Consider the following 18,095-nt stretch of genomic DNA (forward strand, 5'->3'; position numbering starts at 1 on the left):
CGAGGGCAGTGATGATCGAGGCGAATAAGACCCCGCCAGTGGCGGCAGAGTGCCACGGCGTTCGGGTGCCGCAATCGCCTTTCTTGAACGACACGCGCATTCAGCGGATCAACGCGGGCCGCTATGAAGGGCAAGAGATCGCCGGTGCCCTGGCCGTGATCCGCCCCGGTGACAGGGTACTCGAAATGGGCGCGGGGCTGGGGCTGGTGGGCGCAATCGCGGCACGCAAAGCCGGGCCCGAAGCGGTGCTGTCATTCGAGGCGAACCCAAACTTGATCCCCCATATCCGCGCGCTATACGATTTGAACGGACTAAAGGACAAGATCACCGTTCGAAATCAGTTGGTTATCAGCGCCTCAGATCGGCCAGAGCAGCTGTCTTTCCACCTGCGCAACTCTTTTCTTGGCTCATCGCTGACCGACAGCGACACCCGCGAGACGACCGAAGTAGGCGTGCCAACCACCAGCTATTCGGAGGTTTGCCGCACCTTCAGACCCGATATTCTGTTGATCGATATCGAAGGCGGCGAGTTAGAGTTTCTGCGTCATGCGTCGCTTGACGGTTTGCGCGCAGTGGTGATTGAGTTTCACCCCGAGGCCTATGGCCGCGAAGGCATGCGCGAATGTAAGAGGATCCTGGAACGTGCCGGTTTTCGCAAAACGCCCGATATTAGCACCCGGCTGGTCTGGACCTGTACGTTTGATCCGGCAGAACGCCCGCCCATGCCCGATGGTGGCTGGTCGACTGAGATTACGACGTTAGACAATGCGCTTGTCCAGCTTCCCGAAAGTGACGGCCTTGTCCAGCCGGGCGGTGTATTGCAGGGCGATGGCCGCCCCTGCCCGCAGGCCGCACTCTGGCGCAACGGGCGCGCGCTGACCACACCGCCGCAGATGCCAAAAGGCCCGGTCACCAAACTTGAGGGGAACTGGCTTTGGGGGGGCGTCCTGTGGTTGCACTTTGGGCATTTCTTGGTTGAAAGCACCTCGCGCCTTTGGGCGTTGGACCATCTTGACGACGAAATCGACGGCATCCTTTTTACTCCAAAACGCGCCCGCCATAGCGGACAGGTATCGGGATACCATCGGGAGTTTCTCGATCTTTTGGGCTGTGGCAAGCCGCTGATTTGTATCGATGCGCCTGTGCAGGTTGAGCGGTTGATTGTGCCGGGCCAAGGTTTTGGGCTGGGCAGTCTCATCACAGGCACCGCACCTTACCGCGCGACAATCGCCCGTCGTTTCGCAAAAGATATCGCGCCCAAAGGGCCGGAAAAGCTCTATATCAGCAGAAGCAAACTGTCCGCCGGGCATGGTAACCTGTTAGGCGAAGAGGCACTGGAAACGCAGCTTGCCGCCCAAGGATACACCATATTCCACCCCGAAAAACACGGGCTTCGCGCACAGATTGAGGTCTACAAAGCCGCGAAACAGATCATTGCCGCCGAAGGCTCGGCCCTGCACCTGCTGGCCATGGTCGCCCGCCCGGAGCAGCAAGTTGCCATTGTTGTGCGACGCCCATCCTCCGCCACGCGTGGGTTAGAGCAGCATTTGCAAAGTTTCGCGGGGATCACTGCTGTCACCCTGTGCCATCTCACCCGCTCATGGAAACCTCTCGGAAAGGCCAAGTCCCGGCTCTGGATGGGAGAACTCGACATGTCCGCCTTGCAAGACAGTCTGCAAGCGACGGGTTTTATCGATGGCAGTGGACCGCGATGGGCAAATCTAAGTTCTGCCGATGTTCACGCACGGCTGGGCGATCAATTTGAAATCGCGCCAGAGAAAGACTAGCCCCCAGCATCCTCGCGCAACATCGCGGTGACTTCGATCTCAATGCGGCACTTGGGATCAATCAGCCCACATTCGATCATCGTCGCCGCGGGGGGATGCGTGCCAAAGGCCGCGCGCAGCAGCGGCCAACAGCCCTCGAACTCAGCCGCGTCGGGCAGCATGTAGGTGACACGAACCACATGGGCGAAATCACTGCCCGCCTCCGCCAGTGCCCGCTCAATCGTCACCAGTGCCGCGGCGCATTGTGCTGTCACCTCAACCCCTTCGCCTACGCAGCCCGAGACATAGACCATGCCGCCCGCGACCACTGCACGGCTGTAGCCGATCTTTTCCTCATAGGCACCGCCCGATGAAATACGCTTCATGACCGTTCCTTTCATGCAAAAGGGCGGACCCATTGGCCCGCCCTCTATCTCTTTGCCTCGCGTCGGGTCTTAGCCCGCGCTTGCTGGTTCTTTGCTTTCGCTGTCGGCGTGGATCATCAGGGGCTTCGCCTCCGACATCACGGCCTCTTCGTTGACGACAACCTCCGTCACCGTGTCCAGCCCCGGCAGTTCGAACATCGTGTCGAGCAGGATGTCTTCGAGGATGGAGCGCAGGCCCCGCGCGCCGGTTTTCCGTTCAATCGCGCGTTTGGCGATCGCGGTCAGCGCATCATCGGTGAAGGTCAGCTGCGTGTCCTCAAGTTCGAACAGACGCTGATACTGTTTCACCAAAGCGTTCTTCGGCTCTGTCAGAATGGTGACCAGCGCATCTTCGTCCAGATCTTCGAGGGTCGCCAGAACTGGCAGGCGGCCGACGAATTCCGGGATCAGACCGAACTTCAACAGGTCTTCGGGCTCGAGGTCAGTGAAAATCTCACCGATGCCGCGCGCGTCGTTGTCACGCACATCAGCGCCAAAGCCCATGGCCGAGCCTTTGCCCCGCGCCGCGATGATCTTGTCGAGGCCCGCAAAGGCACCGCCGCAGATAAAGAGGATGTTGGTCGTGTCCACTTGCAGGAATTCCTGCTGCGGATGCTTGCGCCCGCCCTGCGGGGGCACAGAGGCCACGGTGCCTTCCATCAGCTTCAGCAGCGCCTGCTGCACGCCCTCACCGCTCACATCACGGGTGATGCTGGGGTTTTCGGACTTGCGCGTGATCTTATCAACTTCGTCAATATAGACGATCCCGCGCTGCGCGCGTTCCACGTTGTACTCGGACGATTGCAGCAGCTTGAGGATGATGTTCTCAACATCCTCACCCACGTAACCGGCTTCGGTCAGCGTGGTCGCATCGGCCATGGTGAAGGGCACATCCAGAATGCGCGCCAGCGTCTGAGCCAGCAGCGTCTTGCCGCAACCGGTGGGGCCGATCAGCAGGATGTTGGATTTCGCCAGCTCGATATCGCCGCCCTTTTGGGCGTGATTCAAACGTTTGTAGTGGTTGTGGACCGCAACCGAGAGCACGCGCTTGGCCATCGCCTGACCGATCACGTAATCGTCCAGCACGCCGCAGATGTCGCGGGGTGTTGGCACGCCGTCGGTCGCCTTGAGGCCCGAGGCTTTGGTCTCTTCTCGGATGATATCCATGCACAGCTCGACGCATTCGTCACAGATGAACACGGTCGGCCCCGCAATCAGCTTGCGCACCTCGTGCTGGCTTTTGCCGCAGAAGCTACAGTAGAGCGTGTTTTTGCTGTCGTTGCCGGAATTATTCGCCATCTCAAACCTTTCAGGTCTGTCGTGTATGTCCGCCCCGAACTTGGGGCTGCGATATTTGGCCTCAAGCTTAGGCCAGTGATCCCGGCGCTACAATCGCAAAATATGCAGCGCCGGGCTCCTTCTATTACTTGTCTTTCTTGCCCTTGGCGGTGGCTGCGGCGTCTTCCGCCTTGCCACGGCTCTCGACGATCTCGTCCAGATGGCCCCACTCTTTGGCTTCCTCGGGTGTCATCCAGAGGTCACGGTCGAGCGCCTTTTGCACGACATCCAGCGGCTGGCCGGAGTGTTTGACATAAAGCTGGTACATCCGCTCACGGGTCCGCTCGATATGGCGGGCCGAGATAAGGATGTCTTCGGCCATACCTTGCGAGCCGCCCGACGGCTGGTGGATCATCACTTCGGCATTGGGCAGCGCGAAACGCATGCCCTTTTCGCCGCCAATCGCGATGACCGACCCCATCGAGGCCGCCATGCCGCAGATCAGAGTGGAGACCTTGGGTTTGATGTATTGCATGGTGTCGTAGATCGACAGGCCCGCCGTAACCTCGCCACCGGGCGAGTTGATGTACATGCTGATTTCTTTGGTCGGGTTTTCCGCTTCAAGGTGCAGCAGCTGGGCGACGACCAGATGGCTCATCCCGCTGTGGATCGGGCCGTTGACGAAAATAATCCGCTCTTTCAGCAGACGCGAGAAAATGTCGTAGGACCGCTCGCCCCGGCTGGTTTGCTCAACCACCATCGGGACAAGCGTATTCATATAGGTGTTGATCGGGTCGTTCATGCGTGCCTGCCTCAGTTCCTGTTCGCGGGACCATACCCGCAAAACTGTTACCCAGAGATTAGTCCCCCCGGTATGGGGGTTCAAGGGGGGCAGGCACGTCAGTTTTCTCTAATCGCCTCAATCACTCCGACGCGTCACGCAAGTAGGCGATCAGCGCTTCGATGTCTTCTTCCTTGCGCACCCCGGGGAAGGACATTTTTGTGCCCTTCATGTAGCCTTTGGGGTCGCCCAGAAAGCTGGTCAATGCGTCGTGCGACCAGACCAGACCATCTTCGGCTGCCGCTTCCATCGCTTTGGAATAGCGGAACCCTTCGACCGCGCCTGCCGGCCCGTCAACGATACCGTTCAACACGGGGCCGACGCGGTTTTTCGCCTTGGCGCCGATCTGGTGGCAGGATTTGCATTTGCGAAACGCTTTCTCCCCCGCTTTGATGAGGGCGGGATCAGCTGCGGGCGCTTCGGCGACTTCAACAGGCGCAGCTTCTGGAGCTGCCTCAGGGGCGGGCGCTTCTTCGGGTGTCGTTGTCTCAGACGCAGCCTCTTCAGTCGCGGGTGCTGCGGTCTCTGCCTCGGCCTTTGCGGCTGCTTCCTTGGCGGCGGTTTCTTCGGGCGTTACGTCCAAAACGGCGGCGCGCATGGTGATTTCGACCGACGGCTTACAGTCGGTCATACAGGGCTCTTCTTTGAAAGCCGCGAACTCCACCTCTTCGCGGTCATCGGGCTTAAAGCCGTCTTCGTTTGGCAGACGCGCTTCGTTAAAATTATCTGACGAGAGCACAAAATCCTCATCCACCTCGTTATTGAGATAGAGCAGATAGGCCGTAATCGCATAGACCTCATCATCGGTCAGCGACTGCGCATCACCAAAGGGCATAGCGCGGTTTATGTAGTCGTAAACCGTTGAAAGGTAGGGCCAATAGCTGCCGATCGTCTTTACGGGTCGAGCATTGGACAGGCTGCCCTGCCCGCCTGCCAGCACCGGCCAGCGGCCCGTGCCTTCGCCAAAGACACCATGACAGGCCGAGCATTTTTCGGTGTAGATGCCGTCACCCGTCATCACATCGCCGCTGCCCTCTGGCAGGCCCAAACCGTCGGGGCGCACGTCGATGTCCCAAACAGAGACCTCTTCGGGCGTGGCGGTTCGGCCAAGGCCCAAAGGCTCGGCGGCAAGGGGGCTGGCCATGGTGCTGGCCAGGAGCGCAAGTTTAAGAAATCTCGACATTTTCGGCCTTTCCGTCAGCGTCAACAGCCCAAGTCTGGATGCCATTGTTGTGGTAGATCGAATTCTCGCCCCGGATCGCGCGCAGGGCGTTTTTGGTGGGCTGGACATAGCCGGTGCTGTCATGCGCGCGGCTTTGCAACAGCAGCGGTTTACCGTCCCATTCGAAATCATAGTAAAAGCGGTGCAGCGCCTTGGGCGTGCTTGGCCCGTCCATCCGCGCCTCATGCCATGTGATGCCGCCATCAAGGGTCACATCCACGCGCGGAATGGTGCCGCGACCTGACCAAGCCAGACCCGTCAGAACAGTCGGCCCTGCGCCGTGGGTGATTGGCGCCTGTGGGCTGGGGCTGGTGATGACCGATTTCGCGTCCATCTCCCAGGTAAAGCGCCGCGCCACGCCATCGGCCAGAAGGTCAGTGTATTTGCTTGTCTCTTCGCGGTGGTGCCAAGGCTGGTCGCCGACTTCGAGCCGCCGCAGCCATTTGACCCACATGTTGCCTTCCCAACCCGGCACAACCAGACGCACGGGATAGCCCTGCTCGGGCCGCAGTGCTTCGCCGTTCATTTTGAAGGCGATCAGACAGTCGTCCAGCGCCTTTTCCATCGGGATCGAGCGGCTCATCGCGGCGGCATCGGCGCCCTCGGCCAGCAGCCATTTGCCTTCCGCCTTGATGCCAGCTTCTTCTAACAGCAGCCGCAGCGGGATGCCGGTGTATTGGACGTTGTGGATCATACCGTGGGTGAACTGTACGCCGTTCAACTGCGAACCGCGCCATTCCATCCCGGAATTCGCCGCACACTCAAGGAAGTAGACGTGGTTTTCGCGCGGGAAACGCATCAGGTCTTCCATGGTGAAGACCAGCTCGCGATCAACCAAGCCGTTGATCATTAAACGATGTTCCGCCGGATCAACTTTGGCCACGCCCGAGTGGTGCCGCTCGAAACACACACCGTTGGGGGTGATTGTCCCGTCAAGCGCGTGGATCGGGGTGAAGTTGATCGAGCTCACCGGATCGGCGGTCAGCCATTCCACGGTACGGCGCTTTACATCGGCCTCATAGGGCGATGGCATGCCGTAGGGCGCAACATCAACGCCGTCCCCCAGCTCCTGCATCCAAGGTTTGATCGCAATCGCAGGGTCTGTTTCAGCGCCAGCGCGTCCCGCCAGCGTCCCTGCGGCCACCGCCCCTGCCCCTGTCAGAAAGGCACGGCGCGATGGCCCATTGTGGTTGTCGTCAGTCATGTCGTGGCCCTCACATATTCAAATTCATTTTATTGAATTTGTTTGCGCGTGAGAACCCCTATTCTGCTTTTTCTCAGTCCGGCAGAACGATTTCCACCGGCGTGCGCGCACCATCGGAAACCGTTCCCAGTTTCGAGATATGGCTTTCCACCACATCCCAAATCGGCGGCCCCTCGGTGCCCTCGTTGACCGAGGCCCATCCGGCGACCACATAGTTCCGCGACGGATCAATCGGCTCACCGGAACTGAGCAGGGTCATGTCGCTGATCCGCTCGCCCTGCGGTTTGGCGATGTCCATTTTGAAGCCCATGCCGCCGACGCGCACCATGTCACCGCCTTGCTGATAGTATGGATCGGGGTTGAAGAGGTTATCGCCCACGTCTTCCAGCACGACTTTCAGGAATTCGCCTGTCATTTCAGTGCGGTAGGCATTGGGATAGGTCATGGAGGTGACGTTAAAGATATCCTCGCGCGTGATGTCTTGGCCCGGCAGGATCGACGGCCCCCAACGTACACCGGGGCTCAGCGCGATCTCGGCGTCGCGCTCACTCAGCAGCGCGTCGCAGATCAGGTCGTCCCATGTGCCGTTGAAATTGCCGCGACGGTAGAGCAGCGCGTCGGACTTGCCGACCACATGGGTCAAATCATCCAGATAAGGCGCGCGCTGTGCGTCGATCAGCTTGGTGATCTCAGCATCGGGCGTGATCAGATCCGAGAAAATTGGGATCAATTTGTGACGGATGCCCATCATTTTGCCATCGCGCACATCCAGATCGACGCGGGAAACGAATTTCCCGTTGGAGCCAGAGGCGATGATATGGGTCTCGCCGATCAGCACCGGCTCGGGCAGCGCGTCATGGGTGTGACCCGACAGGATCACGTCGATCCCTTTGACGATCCCGGCCATCTTTTTGTCGACGTCAAAACCATTATGGCTCAGGCAGACGACCAGTTCGGCCCCTTTGGCGCGGACCTCATCGACCATCTCTTGCATATGCTCGTCGCGGATACCGAAGGAGTATTCCGGGAACATCCAACCGGGGTTGGCAATCGGCATGTAGGGGAAAGCCTGACCGATCACAGCGATCTTCACGCCGCCGCGTTCAAAGAATTCGTAGGGTTTGAACAGCTCTGCAGGCTCATCCCACTCCGCGTCAAAGATGTTTTGGCCAAGGGCCGCGAAGGGCAACCCCTGCACGATCTCCTGCACCCGCTCAGAGCCCAGCGTGAACTCCCAGTGGAAGGTCATCGCATCAGGCTTCAGCGCGTTCATCACGTTGACCATGTCCTGACCTTCAGTCTTGAGACAGGTCATGGAGCCATGCCAAGTGTCGCCGCCGTCCAGGAGCAGCGCATCGGGGCGATCGGCGCGGATGGCGTTCAGCACGGTGGCCACACGGTCCAGCCCGCCGACTTTGCCGTAAGCCTGCGCCTGAGCAACGAAATCATCATAGGTCAGCGCGTAATCCAGCGGCGTGCCGCCGCCGATGCCATAGGCGCGGCGGAAATCTTCACCGGTGATATGGGGCACCTTGCCGCGGTTCTCGCCGACACCGATGTTGACCGAAGGTTCGCGGAAATAGATCGGTTTCAGCTGCGCATGGATGTCGGTGACATGCATCAAGGTGACATTGCCGAACTTCTCGAACTCCAGCAGTGTGTCTTGGTCAAATTTGTCCTGCGCGGCCAGCCGCGCCCAGCTCCCAAAGCCCGACCCACCATAGATGGAGGCCGCGGCCATGGACATTTGCAGAAAATCACGGCGAGACAGCATGTCAGGCTCCGTCTATTAGAAACAAGGAAAGGCCCCGCCCCTTTTGAGGGGCGGGATCAGGTCAGGCTAAAAAGCCCGGCAATGTGTTTAGTTGCGCACCGAAGGCGCTTCGACCGACAGACCGTTGCCACGGCTGGCGACATAAAGCTCCAGCGCCACAAACTCGGGGCTGCCAGGGCTGAAAGTCTCGGCCCGCGTGTCGCGGATGCAGCCCTTGAAACGCGCGTGGCTGCCGTTGAGCTTGGTGTTTTTCAGACGGTACACCGGGAAGCCGTTGATCTGGCCTTGGCTCAGGTGGTCGGCCCGGATCATGTTCCCGTAATTGTCTTCGTGACAATTGGCACAGCTCAGCTCAAGCTGACCGTAACGGGTGTAGTACATCTCCTTGCCCTGCTCCCACGTGCTTTGGGCGGGGCCGTCGATGGCGACGTTGACAGGCATGCCGCGCGACTGGACCGAGATCAGCGCTTCCATCGCGGTCATCTCATTGCCAGTGTATTTGTAGGGCTCGGCACCCATCTGGTTTTCGCGGCAGTCGTTGATCTGCATCGCCAGCGTGCGAACTTCGCCCGCCTCTTCGTTCCATTTGGGATAGACGGCGCGGACGCCTTCCATCGATTCCACGTCATTGTGACAAGACGCACAGGATTTGCCCTCGCTGCCCTCTGCCGTGTCCCAAGCCGCTTGGGCTTGGTCGACAAAGATCATGCCGGGGTTGTCGAAATCGTCCATCTGCGTTTGCTGTGTCTCGTCCGAGCGGAAGCGCCAGCCAGACATGATTTCCGGCAAAGCCCCCTCAAGATGTGCAGGCGCATCGGTTTTGGTCACCATCTCGATCTCGCCGTTGACGACAAGTTCGGCCTCCTCATCGGCCATCCCCAACATGGGGGCGGCCACCAAAAGCGCCGCAACAGCGGTCATTGCCTTAAATTTCATGTCTTTCCTCCCTGTTCCACGCGCGGTGTCGGCTGACGCCGGATCAGCCGATCGCGATGGATTTGACTTCTTCGTAGACCGAACCGTCATCATCGTACCATGTGAATTTGAAGTCGCCGGCCTCGGGCACGGTGGCGTCAAACTCGAAATAGGGGTTGGTCGACATTGCCGGTTCCATCTTCACGTCGATCACGCTCTCACCGTTAAACTCAGCTGTGAAGCGGTTGATGATCGAACGCGGGATGACATTGCCGTCGCCGTCTTTGCGCTGGCCCGATTCCATCGGGTGGCTGATCAGGGTCTTGATCGTGATGACCTCACCTGCCTCGGCTTTTTTCGGCACTTTGACGCGAGGGGTTACACCTTCTGCCATTTTTTAGAACTCCTGTATTTGGGGCGCGCGGACTTAACCGCCGCAGCCGCCGATTGTGACTTTGATTTCTGCACTGGCGCGGGCAAATGTGCCGTCTTCCAGCTTGGCGATGGCAACGACGTCTTGGGTCGTGGCCAAACGAATGCGGGTCGATGCGCTACGCGAACCGGCCAGCGGGCCGAAGTTGAACGTGCCCACGGGCGGTGTCGGGTTGCCGGTGGCCAACACCATGATGGCGGATGCGCCGGGGGCTTCGACCGAGATCGGCACGGTGTTGCCGTTTTCGGCAATCTCAGGTGCTGTCAGGGTCACGCCGGTGTCGGCCATATCGGCCCCGCCGGTGAATTCCGCGATCAGCTCGTCGACCGTGGCGGCAGAAGCACCCACGGGCAGCATGGTCAGCGCCACGGCACCAAGGCCGAGGCCGAAAGTTTCACGTCTTGAGAAGTTCATCTCTCATCTCCTTATGCGTCAGCGGCGCGTTGCGCCGTCATTCATTTCCGCGATGCGTTGACCGCGATGATCTGTCAAACCGCGCACCGCCATCGGCGGCAGCGGTGTTGAATTACTCTTTCAGCGTCGCCAAGAAGGCGACGACATCTTCGATTTGCTGGGCATCCAGCAGGGGCGGCAGCGGCTCTGACCCGGCCTTGCCGGTGAAGCCGTCGCCGGGGCGCACATAGCCGCTGGTTTTGTAGTAGGAGGGCATCATCGACCCTTCAAAGGTCATCTTGCTGTTGGCGACGATGCCGCGCAGCTCTGCCTCATTCCAACGGTCGCCTGCCCCGTCTAGCATCGGGCCAATCTCGCCTTGGAAGGGCACATCGCTCAATGCGCTGACCTGATGACAGGCCACGCAGTTGCCCGCCTTTTTATTGCCGACGATGGCAGCGCCATTGGCAGCATCGCCCGGCGTTCCAGTCAGCGATTCCTCAACCGACCCATAATCGTCAAAGCTGACATCAGTCGGCGTCACAGGTTCGGCGGCGGCCAGAACAGGTACGCCCGACACAACTGCGGCGACAATCCATTTCATCATCGAAATCTTCCTCCCAGTGCCGATCACGTTGATGTGTGATCCGGTTATCCTGACCCTAAGGCAGGGATGCGGCGCGGCGCAACAACAAATTCAAACTTTTGAATAGCTTTACATCCGCGCCGCTGTTTTTCACGGCTTAATCCGTGCTGCCGTTGTTGCGCTCTTGGATCATTCGCGCGTGGTAGCGCTGAAAATCCTCGACGCCTTCAAGGGCGTAGCGTTCTTCGTTGACCCATGTCAGCATATCCAAGGTTGTGCCTTTGCCAAAGGCCCCCGGCATCATCGCCACTGCCGCCTGCGGTGCTGTTGCGTCTTGGGCCACCTCTTGGGGCAGGAACATCAGCGTCGGGGTAAAGAGCATCCCCCATTTCCGCGCCATCTGCTTTTCCGACAGGGTCTCCCCATCGAAATCGGTGACTTCGATGTCCCCATGCAGGTTCAACTGCACGACAAAGTAATTCTCTTCGATGTACTCGCTGATCTCAGAGGCCGGATAAACCTCTTCGTGCATCTTGGTGCAATAGACACAGCCGCGCTGTTCAAACATCAGCATCAGGCGTTTGTCCTCGGCGTTGGCCTCCTCCAAATCCTCGCGCAGGTCTTTGAAGGTGTCGCGCATCCACGGCGTCTTGTGCAGACCGTCGTCGCCCAGTTCCGCTGCGGCCAATGGCCAGGCGAGCAGCACTGCGGCGGCTGCAGCTCCTATCCTTGAGATAATCATTTTGGCGTCCTCCCTGTTGCGCCTATCCTAGCGTCGTGAAGCTGGGGAACCAACGGATCATTGCATCCGCGATCATTTGCACCCCGCCCGTCACGATCAACACGGCAAAGAGGATCAGCATGACCCCCATCGCCTTTTCGACCTTTTGCACCAGCGCCATATGCCGCGCCGCCCAGTTGAGGAACGGCTTGGCAAAGAGTGCCGCCACCACGAAAGGCGCGGTCATCCCGGCACCATAGGCGAACAACAGCAGCCCTCCCCGCGTAATATCGCCCATGCCCGAGGCAATCATCAAGATCGCCGCCAGCGCCGGGCCTACGCAGGGGGTCCAGCCAAAGCCAAAGGCCAGCCCCATCACATAGGCGCCCCAGATCGACGTGGGCTTGCCGCCCCCCTCCAACCGCGCTTCGCGGTAGAGCAGCGGCACTTTGATGACGCCCAGAAAATGCAGACCAAAGACCAGCAGGATCGCCGCCGCCACCCAGCTAAGCGGCTCAAGGTATTGAGTAAACACCTGCCCCAAGGCCGTGGCCCCCATGCCCAGCAGCACAAAGATCGTCGACACCCCAAGCGCAAAGAGCACCGAAGACAGCACCAGCCGCCGCTGCGCCCCCGGCGCAATCGCGCCATCGCCGCGCAACTCGGTCACGCTGAGCCCTGCCATATAGCTAAGGTAAAAAGGCACCATTGGCAAAATACAGGGCGTGAAGAAGCTGAGCAGTCCCGCCAGAAGCGCGCCTGCATAGGTGATGTCGAACATGTTACCCCCTGCCCGCGCCGACGAAAGCCGCTGCGCTTGAACAATTCACATATTCAAATTACGTTGAGTGTCATCCAAACGTCAATCAGGCAAGCCGATGATCCGCATACTGACCGCCTTGAGCCTCGCGGCCCTTACCGCCCTGCCCGTTTGGGCGGTCGAATTGGTCATGGTCGAACAACCCGGCTGCATCTATTGCGAACGCTGGAACAAAGAGATCGCCCCCGCCTACCCCAAGACCGACGAGGGGGAATTTGCCCCGCTGCGCCGCGTCGATATCTCTGAGGTTGAAGACAGCGTCACCCCCGAGCGCGCGGTGGTCTTTACCCCAACCTTCCTATTGGTTGAAGACGATCATGAACTGGGCCGCCTCGAAGGCTACCCGGGTGCGGAATTTTTCTGGCCTATGCTCGATATGCTTTTACGCGACAAAACCGACTTCGGAGAGCTTGCCGAATGACAACTCTACCCGTGATCACCGACGACATGTCTGAAGAGGACATGGACCGGATGCTGACCAATGCCGTGACCGCGTCGAATTTTCTCAAAGCCATCAGCCATGAGGGGCGGTTGATGATCCTGTGTCACCTCGTTTCGGGTGAGAAATCGGTGAGCGAGTTGGAAGCGCTGCTCGCCACGCGACAGGCCGCTGTGTCTCAGCAACTCTCACGGCTCAGGCTCGAAGGGCTGGTGACCCCCCGGCGCGATGGTAAGACGATTTACTACCGGTTGGCCGATGACCGCCCGCGCAAGATGCTGGAGCTGGTCTACGAATTGTTCTGCAAGGATGATTGAGCTACTGGGCCAGCCGCTGACCGCCGCCCTCTTGGGCGGATTGGGCGGCGTATTGCTGGGCCTTGCCGCACGTTTGGGGCGGTTCTGCACCTTGGGCGCGATCGAAGACATGCTCTATGGCGGCTCCAGCCACCGAATGCGCATGTGGGGCTTGGCGATCGGCGTTGCCATAGTGGGCAGCTTCACCCTTGGCGGGTTTGGCCTAATCAACATCGACCGCGCCTTTCACCTGACCATCGCTTTCTCTTGGGCACCTGCGATCTTTGGCGGGCTGATCTTTGGCTATGGCATGGCGTTGGCGGGCACCTGCGGCTTTGGCGCGCTCGCGCGGCTTGGTGGCGGTGATCTGCGGGCCTTTGTGATCGTCTTAGTGATGGGGCTTGCGGCCTTTGCTGTGCTCTCTGGCCCCCTCGCCCCGGCGCGCGTGTTTCTCTTCCCCCGGCAGATGAACGTGGGCCCGCCCGATGGCATCGCCCATGCGCTTTCTGCGCTCACAGGCGGATCGGTGGCGATGATTGGGGTGGCTTTGGGGTTGGTGATCTGTGCCTTCATGCTAAGCGCCCGCGCCTTTCGCCGTGACTTCCGTATGGTCTTTTGGAGCGTGATCGCCGGCCTCGCCATCGTCTCGGGCTGGGCGGGCACGGCGTGGCTGGCACAAACCGGCTTTGGCGCACAGACGCTCATGTCTCACAGCTATGCCGCCCCCGTGGGAGAGACACTGCTTTACGCCATGCAAGGCTCCGTCCGCCCGCTGAGCTTTGGTATCGGCTCCGTCTCGGGCGTTTGGGTCGGCGCTTTCCTCGGCTCTCTCTGGCAGGGGCATTTCCGCTGGGAAGCCTGCGAAGACCCGCGCGAGCTGCGGCGTCAGATATTTGGTGCCGGGCTCATGGGCGCAGGCGCGGTGATCGCCATGGGCTGCACCATTGGGCAAGGTCTTTCGGCCATATCGGTCTTGGCCTTCAGCGGGCCGATTACCTTGGCCTCAATCATTGCCGGAGCAGCGATCGGTCTGCGCCAGCTGATCGTCGGATTTCGCAGCAATCCGGTGTAGCACGTCATAAAACAGTGACAGTTCTAATGCATATGCGGAGCACCTAAGACCCCAAAGGAGGCATGATGACCCGGCGCGGCATTCTCATCGTCCCTGCCGTTCAGTCACACAGCCCAAGCTTTCGAAACAGACGGCTTCCCCGCCAATACGGGCGGCGGCAAGATTGCGGTCTGATCGACATTCGATAAAGTTTTAGCACATAGGATGTGGTGCAGCTTTCCGGCTGCACCATTTTTCTTTGTCGGGACATTCCCCAATCAATCTGACAGACAATCGGCCATGTTCTGCGCCATCCCCCGCAGCAGATCAGCATAGAGAGCGGCGCCCGGAACCAGATCCGCGCCCAGCGGGTCAAGCGTTCCGGTCCCGGTGCCCTGCCCCTCGGTCACAGCGGCAATTAGGCCGGGATTGAACTGCGGCTCGGCAAAAACGCATTTCGCACCGCTATCGGCCACCACGCCCCGCAGTTCGGATACACGGGCCGCCCCCGGCGCACGGGCGTCATTCTCGCTGATGGCGCCAAGCGCCTCAATGTCAAAACGCGCTTCGAAGTAATGGTAAGCATCGTGGAAGACGATAAAGGGGCGATCTTTAACCGGCGCGAGGGTTTCTGCGATGTCGTCTTCCAACGCGGCAAGCGCGGCCTGCGCGGCCTCGGCATTCTCGCGGTACTGCGCGGCATTTTCGGGGTCTAGCTTGATCAGGGCTTCGGCGATTTGACCCAGCCAAAGCTGACCGTTGCGCGGATCAAGCCAAACATGCGGATCCTTGCCGCTATCAACGTGACCGTGCCCGTCGTCATCATCAGCGTGATCGCTCAATACCTCCTCATCATGGCCGTGATCGTCGTGTACCTTGCTCTCATGCGCGTCGTTGTCATCGTGCTTCTGCACGTCGTTATCATCGTGCTGCTCCGCGTGATCATGATCACCGTGCGTTTCTTGCCCCTCATCCCTATGGTCATGTGCCTCAAACATAGCGCCTTCGCGAAAGGGCAAGACATGGGTGCCGGGCTGTTCCATCAAGGCAATATGGCTCGCGCTTCCTGCCAGCGAATTCAGCGGGTCGGCCAACCACGGGGTCAGCAACGGCCCTACCCAAACAACCAAATCAGCCCCGCTCAGCGCGCGTGCCTCTGAGGGGCGCATTGCATAGCCATGGGGCGAGCTGCGCGGCGGCACGATCAGCTCAGGCGTGCCAACACCTTCCATCACCTGAGACACCAGCGCATGAACCGGCGCGATATCCGTGGCGACGGCAGGCACATCAGCCCAAAGCGGCGATGAGATACCGGCAATAAGAGCAGCGGAAAGAGAAGAACGATACATGGCAGACCTTCAAAATGTTATAGTATCACCTTGCTAGCATCGTTGTTATAACATATCAATGCCCAAACGAATTGAGGTCCCCCCATGAGCGCCATCGAGTTTCGCGATCACGACCATGCCGCCTGTATGCGCAGCACCATGCAAGCCGCCGAAGCGCAATGCACGGCGCGCGGGCTGCGGCTGACCCCCGTGCGCCGCCGCGCGTTGGAAATCCTGCTGGCCGAACACCGCGCCTTGGGCGCCTATGACCTCTTGGCGCATCTCTCGGCCGAAGGGTTGGGCGCCCAGCCCCCTGTGGCCTACCGCGCGCTGGATTTTTTGGTGAAAGCCGGGCTGGCCCATAAGATCGAAGCGCTCAACGCCTATGTCGGCTGCGTGCATCCGGGCGAAGACCACGCGCCGGCCTTCTTAATCTGCCGCAGCTGCCGTTCCGTGGCAGAGGCCGAAACCTCGCCCACCAAAAGCCGCCTTGGCGATGCCGCCCGCGCCGCAGGTTTCCGCATCGAGCGTAGCGTCGTCGAAGCCGAAGGTCTTTGCCCCGCCTGCCAAGAGACCGGCGCATGAGCCTGATTGAGACCCATGACCTGACCCTGCGCCACGACGGGCAAGTCGCGTTGCGCGATGTGAATTTCAACATCGAAGCAGGTGAGATCGTCACCATCGTCGGCCCCAATGGATCGGGTAAATCCAGCCTGCTGCGCGCGCTGATTGGGGCGCTGAAGCCAGCCTCAGGCAAAATCACCCGCAAACCGGGGCTGCGCATCGGCTATGTGCCGCAGAAATTGCAGATCGACGCCACCCTACCGCTGACCGTGCGCCGCTTCGTCAACCTGCCACGCCGTCAAAAGCCTGAAGCGATCCGCGATGCCCTTGCGACTGCCGGAGTGCCGGAATTGGCCGAGCGGCAGATGGTCGACCTCTCTGGCGGACAGTTCCAGCGCGTGCTGCTGGCCCGCGCCCTGCTGGAGAAGCCTGACCTGCTGATCCTTGATGAGGCGACCCAAGGGCTCGACCAGCCCGGTTCTGCCGCGTTTTACCGCCAGATCGAAGCAGTTCGCCAAGACCTCGGTTGTGCCGTGCTGATGGTCAGCCACGATTTGCATGTGGTGATGGCCGCCAGTGACCGGGTGCTGTGCCTCAATGGTCATGTCTGCTGCGAAGGCACGCCAGAAGCCGTGGCCGATGCGCCCGAATACCGCGCGCTGTTTGGCAGCGGCACCCAAGGGGCGCTTGCGCTTTACCGTCACGATCACGACCACCATCACCACCATCACACGCACCACCACGGCGACGCCTGTGATGGACAGCACGAAGAGACCTAGAATGCTTGACGACTTTATTCTGCGCGCCGCACTTGCCGGGCTAGGCGTGGCGCTGGCTGCCGCACCGCTGGGCTGTTTCGTGATCTGGCGGCGCATGGCCTATTTCGGCGATGCCACAAGCCACGCCGCCCTTTTGGGCGTTGCGCTGGCGTTGGCGACCGATCTGCCGATCACCGCAGGCGTTCTGTTGGTCGCCTTGGTGATGGCGCTGGTGATCAGCACGCTGTCGGGCCGCAATGTCAGTGCCGATGCGCTACTGGGGGTTATGGCCCATTCTGCGCTGGCGCTTGGCTTGGTGGCCGTGTCGCTGCTGCCGGGGCAGCGGGTTGATCTGTCGTCTTACCTTTTTGGGGAAATCCTTGCCGTCACCCGCTTTGATCTTGCCGTGATCTGGGGCGGGGCCGTGGCCGTGGCGTTGCTGTTGGCATGGCGCTGGTCGGCGTTGCTCGCCGCCACGTTGAACCCCGACCTCGCGCAGGCCTCTGGCGGCAACCCAAAACGCGAGCAGTTGATCCTGACGTTGGCGCTGGCGATCATGGTGGCTGTGGCGATCAAAGTGGTGGGGGCGCTGCTGATCGCCGCCATGCTGATCATCCCCGCCGCCACCGCGCGCCCCTTTGCCCGCACGCCTGAGACTATGGCAATTTGGGCGATGGGACTGGGCGCTTTGGCAGCCCTAGGTGGGCTGATGGCCTCGCTGGAGTTCGACACGCCGACGGGGCCCAGCATCGTCAGCATCGCCGCCGGACTCTTTGCGCTGTCTTCGGCGCTGGCCCCACTGCTGCGCCGGGCATAGGCCCTTGCCCGCCCGGCCCAATGGGGCCGCGCGGGTTATCTTATCGGTGCCGCGCGCTTAGCGCTTGATCACTGCATCCGCTTCGATCTCAAGCTTGGCCTCGTCTTCGACAAGCCCTGCAACCACAACCATGGCCATCGCCGGGAAATGCTTGCCCATCACCTCGCGGTAGGCGCGGCCCACATCCTTTTGCGCGGCCAGATATTCTTTCTTATCCGTCACATACCATGTCAGGCGCATGATATCTTCGGGCGTGCCACCCGCCGCTTCGACCACAGCGCGGATGTTTTGCAGCGCCTGTTTCATCTGGCCGATAAAGTCATGGCATTCAAATTTCTGGTCCGCAGTCCAACCAATCTGACCACCGACAAAAAGATGGCCATCGGCGCTGAGCATACCATTGGCATAGCCCTTTGCGGGCGCCCAACCTTCGGGCTGGATAGTCTGATGCGACATGTCGTGTT

21 protein-coding genes are annotated in these 18,095 nt (G+C 60.3%); 7 read left to right on the forward strand and 14 right to left on the reverse strand.

The genetic code is table 11. From position 1 onward, the window contains the following. Positions 1-11: 11 nt before the first annotated feature. Entirely contained in the window at positions 12-1,787 is a 1,776-nt protein-coding gene (locus tag DSM14862_RS09260; RefSeq protein WP_007119999.1) for an FkbM family methyltransferase, read from the forward strand. Here the strand turns inward: DSM14862_RS09260 and DSM14862_RS09265 are convergent. The 12 genes from DSM14862_RS09265 to DSM14862_RS09320 form a co-directional block, all read right to left on the reverse strand. Continuing rightward, positions 1,784-2,152: a Rid family hydrolase gene (locus tag DSM14862_RS09265; protein ID WP_007120000.1), complete on the reverse strand. Its 369-nt coding sequence runs from the start codon at positions 2,150-2,152 to the stop codon at positions 1,784-1,786. The genes DSM14862_RS09260 and DSM14862_RS09265 overlap by 4 nt on opposite strands. Before the next feature lie 69 nt (positions 2,153-2,221). Then, complete coding sequence (gene clpX / locus DSM14862_RS09270; protein ID WP_007120001.1) at positions 2,222-3,490, reverse strand: ATP-dependent Clp protease ATP-binding subunit ClpX; 1,269 nt, start codon at positions 3,488-3,490, stop codon at positions 2,222-2,224. A 124-nt stretch (positions 3,491-3,614) separates the two neighbouring features. Next, on the reverse strand, positions 3,615-4,271 hold the full coding sequence (locus DSM14862_RS09275) for an ATP-dependent Clp protease proteolytic subunit (RefSeq protein WP_007120002.1): 657 nt from the start codon (positions 4,269-4,271) through the stop codon (positions 3,615-3,617). A gap of 121 nt (positions 4,272-4,392) precedes the next feature. Further along, positions 4,393-5,493: a c-type cytochrome gene (locus DSM14862_RS09280; RefSeq protein WP_007120003.1), complete on the reverse strand. Its 1,101-nt coding sequence runs from the start codon at positions 5,491-5,493 to the stop codon at positions 4,393-4,395. Next, on the reverse strand, positions 5,477-6,736 hold the full coding sequence (soxC, locus tag DSM14862_RS09285) for a sulfite dehydrogenase (protein ID WP_007120004.1): 1,260 nt from the start codon (positions 6,734-6,736) through the stop codon (positions 5,477-5,479). Before soxC ends, DSM14862_RS09280 begins: the two co-directional genes overlap by 17 nt. 73 nt (positions 6,737-6,809) lie before the next feature. Beyond that, positions 6,810-8,510: a thiosulfohydrolase SoxB gene (soxB, locus tag DSM14862_RS09290; protein ID WP_007120005.1), complete on the reverse strand. Its 1,701-nt coding sequence runs from the start codon at positions 8,508-8,510 to the stop codon at positions 6,810-6,812. Positions 8,511-8,597: 87 nt separating this feature from the next. Further along, positions 8,598-9,446, reverse strand: coding sequence for a sulfur oxidation c-type cytochrome SoxA (gene soxA / locus DSM14862_RS09295; protein ID WP_007120006.1), 849 nt, complete (start codon positions 9,444-9,446; stop codon positions 8,598-8,600). Positions 9,447-9,489: 43 nt separating this feature from the next. Next, the gene (soxZ, locus tag DSM14862_RS09300) at positions 9,490-9,819 is read right to left on the reverse strand and encodes a thiosulfate oxidation carrier complex protein SoxZ (protein WP_007120007.1); all 330 of its coding nucleotides are present in this window, start codon (positions 9,817-9,819) and stop codon (positions 9,490-9,492) included. A 33-nt stretch (positions 9,820-9,852) separates the two neighbouring features. Then, positions 9,853-10,272, reverse strand: a complete 420-nt coding sequence (gene soxY, locus DSM14862_RS09305) for a thiosulfate oxidation carrier protein SoxY (protein ID WP_007120008.1) — start codon at positions 10,270-10,272, stop codon at positions 9,853-9,855. A gap of 112 nt (positions 10,273-10,384) precedes the next feature. Next, positions 10,385-10,855 carry a sulfur oxidation c-type cytochrome SoxX gene (gene soxX, locus DSM14862_RS09310; RefSeq protein ID WP_040701372.1) on the reverse strand — a complete coding sequence of 157 codons (471 nt, stop codon included), beginning with the start codon at positions 10,853-10,855 and terminating at the stop codon, positions 10,385-10,387. Positions 10,856-10,994: 139 nt separating this feature from the next. Continuing rightward, a complete protein-coding gene (locus DSM14862_RS09315) occupies positions 10,995-11,579 on the reverse strand; it encodes a thioredoxin family protein (protein WP_113075717.1) in 585 nt (194 codons plus the stop codon). Between the two features lie 22 nt (positions 11,580-11,601). Next, positions 11,602-12,339, reverse strand: a complete 738-nt coding sequence (locus DSM14862_RS09320; RefSeq protein WP_007120012.1) for a cytochrome c biogenesis CcdA family protein — start codon at positions 12,337-12,339, stop codon at positions 11,602-11,604. 97 nt (positions 12,340-12,436) lie between these two features. Here DSM14862_RS09320 and DSM14862_RS09325 point away from each other — a divergent pair, with 97 nt between their 5' ends. The 3 genes from DSM14862_RS09325 to DSM14862_RS09335 are packed head-to-tail and all read left to right on the forward strand — an operon-like array spanning position 12,437 to position 14,185. After that, complete coding sequence (locus tag DSM14862_RS09325) at positions 12,437-12,799, forward strand: thioredoxin domain-containing protein (protein WP_007120013.1); 363 nt, start codon at positions 12,437-12,439, stop codon at positions 12,797-12,799. After that, positions 12,796-13,134 carry an ArsR/SmtB family transcription factor gene (locus DSM14862_RS09330; RefSeq protein WP_040701314.1) on the forward strand — a complete coding sequence of 113 codons (339 nt, stop codon included), beginning with the start codon at positions 12,796-12,798 and terminating at the stop codon, positions 13,132-13,134. The genes DSM14862_RS09325 and DSM14862_RS09330 overlap by 4 nt, the downstream gene beginning before the upstream one ends. Beyond that, positions 13,127-14,185 carry a YeeE/YedE family protein gene (locus DSM14862_RS09335; protein ID WP_007120015.1) on the forward strand — a complete coding sequence of 353 codons (1,059 nt, stop codon included), beginning with the start codon at positions 13,127-13,129 and terminating at the stop codon, positions 14,183-14,185. The genes DSM14862_RS09330 and DSM14862_RS09335 overlap by 8 nt, the downstream gene beginning before the upstream one ends. Positions 14,186-14,442: 257 nt before the next feature. Here DSM14862_RS09335 and DSM14862_RS09340 read toward each other — a convergent pair whose 3' ends face one another. After that, positions 14,443-15,513, reverse strand: coding sequence for a zinc ABC transporter substrate-binding protein (locus DSM14862_RS09340; protein WP_007120016.1), 1,071 nt, complete (start codon positions 15,511-15,513; stop codon positions 14,443-14,445). An 84-nt stretch (positions 15,514-15,597) separates the two neighbouring features. Between DSM14862_RS09340 and DSM14862_RS09345 the strand changes: the two genes are divergently transcribed. From DSM14862_RS09345 to DSM14862_RS09355, 3 genes are read left to right on the forward strand one after another with little or no spacing between them, the layout of a single operon-like run. Further along, on the forward strand, positions 15,598-16,077 hold the full coding sequence (locus tag DSM14862_RS09345) for a Fur family transcriptional regulator (protein WP_007120017.1): 480 nt from the start codon (positions 15,598-15,600) through the stop codon (positions 16,075-16,077). Further along, the gene (locus tag DSM14862_RS09350; protein WP_007120018.1) at positions 16,074-16,835 is read left to right on the forward strand and encodes a metal ABC transporter ATP-binding protein; all 762 of its coding nucleotides are present in this window, start codon (positions 16,074-16,076) and stop codon (positions 16,833-16,835) included. The genes DSM14862_RS09345 and DSM14862_RS09350 overlap by 4 nt, the downstream gene beginning before the upstream one ends. Before the next feature lies 1 nt (position 16,836). Next, the gene (locus DSM14862_RS09355; protein ID WP_007120019.1) at positions 16,837-17,631 is read left to right on the forward strand and encodes a metal ABC transporter permease; all 795 of its coding nucleotides are present in this window, start codon (positions 16,837-16,839) and stop codon (positions 17,629-17,631) included. A gap of 57 nt (positions 17,632-17,688) precedes the next feature. Here the strand turns inward: DSM14862_RS09355 and DSM14862_RS09360 are convergent, their stop codons facing one another. Further along, positions 17,689-18,087: a RidA family protein gene (locus tag DSM14862_RS09360; RefSeq protein ID WP_007120020.1), complete on the reverse strand. Its 399-nt coding sequence runs from the start codon at positions 18,085-18,087 to the stop codon at positions 17,689-17,691. Positions 18,088-18,095: the final 8 nt, after the last annotated feature.

Source organism: Sulfitobacter indolifex, from assembly GCF_022788655.1.
GTDB lineage: Bacteria > Pseudomonadota > Alphaproteobacteria > Rhodobacterales > Rhodobacteraceae > Sulfitobacter > Sulfitobacter indolifex.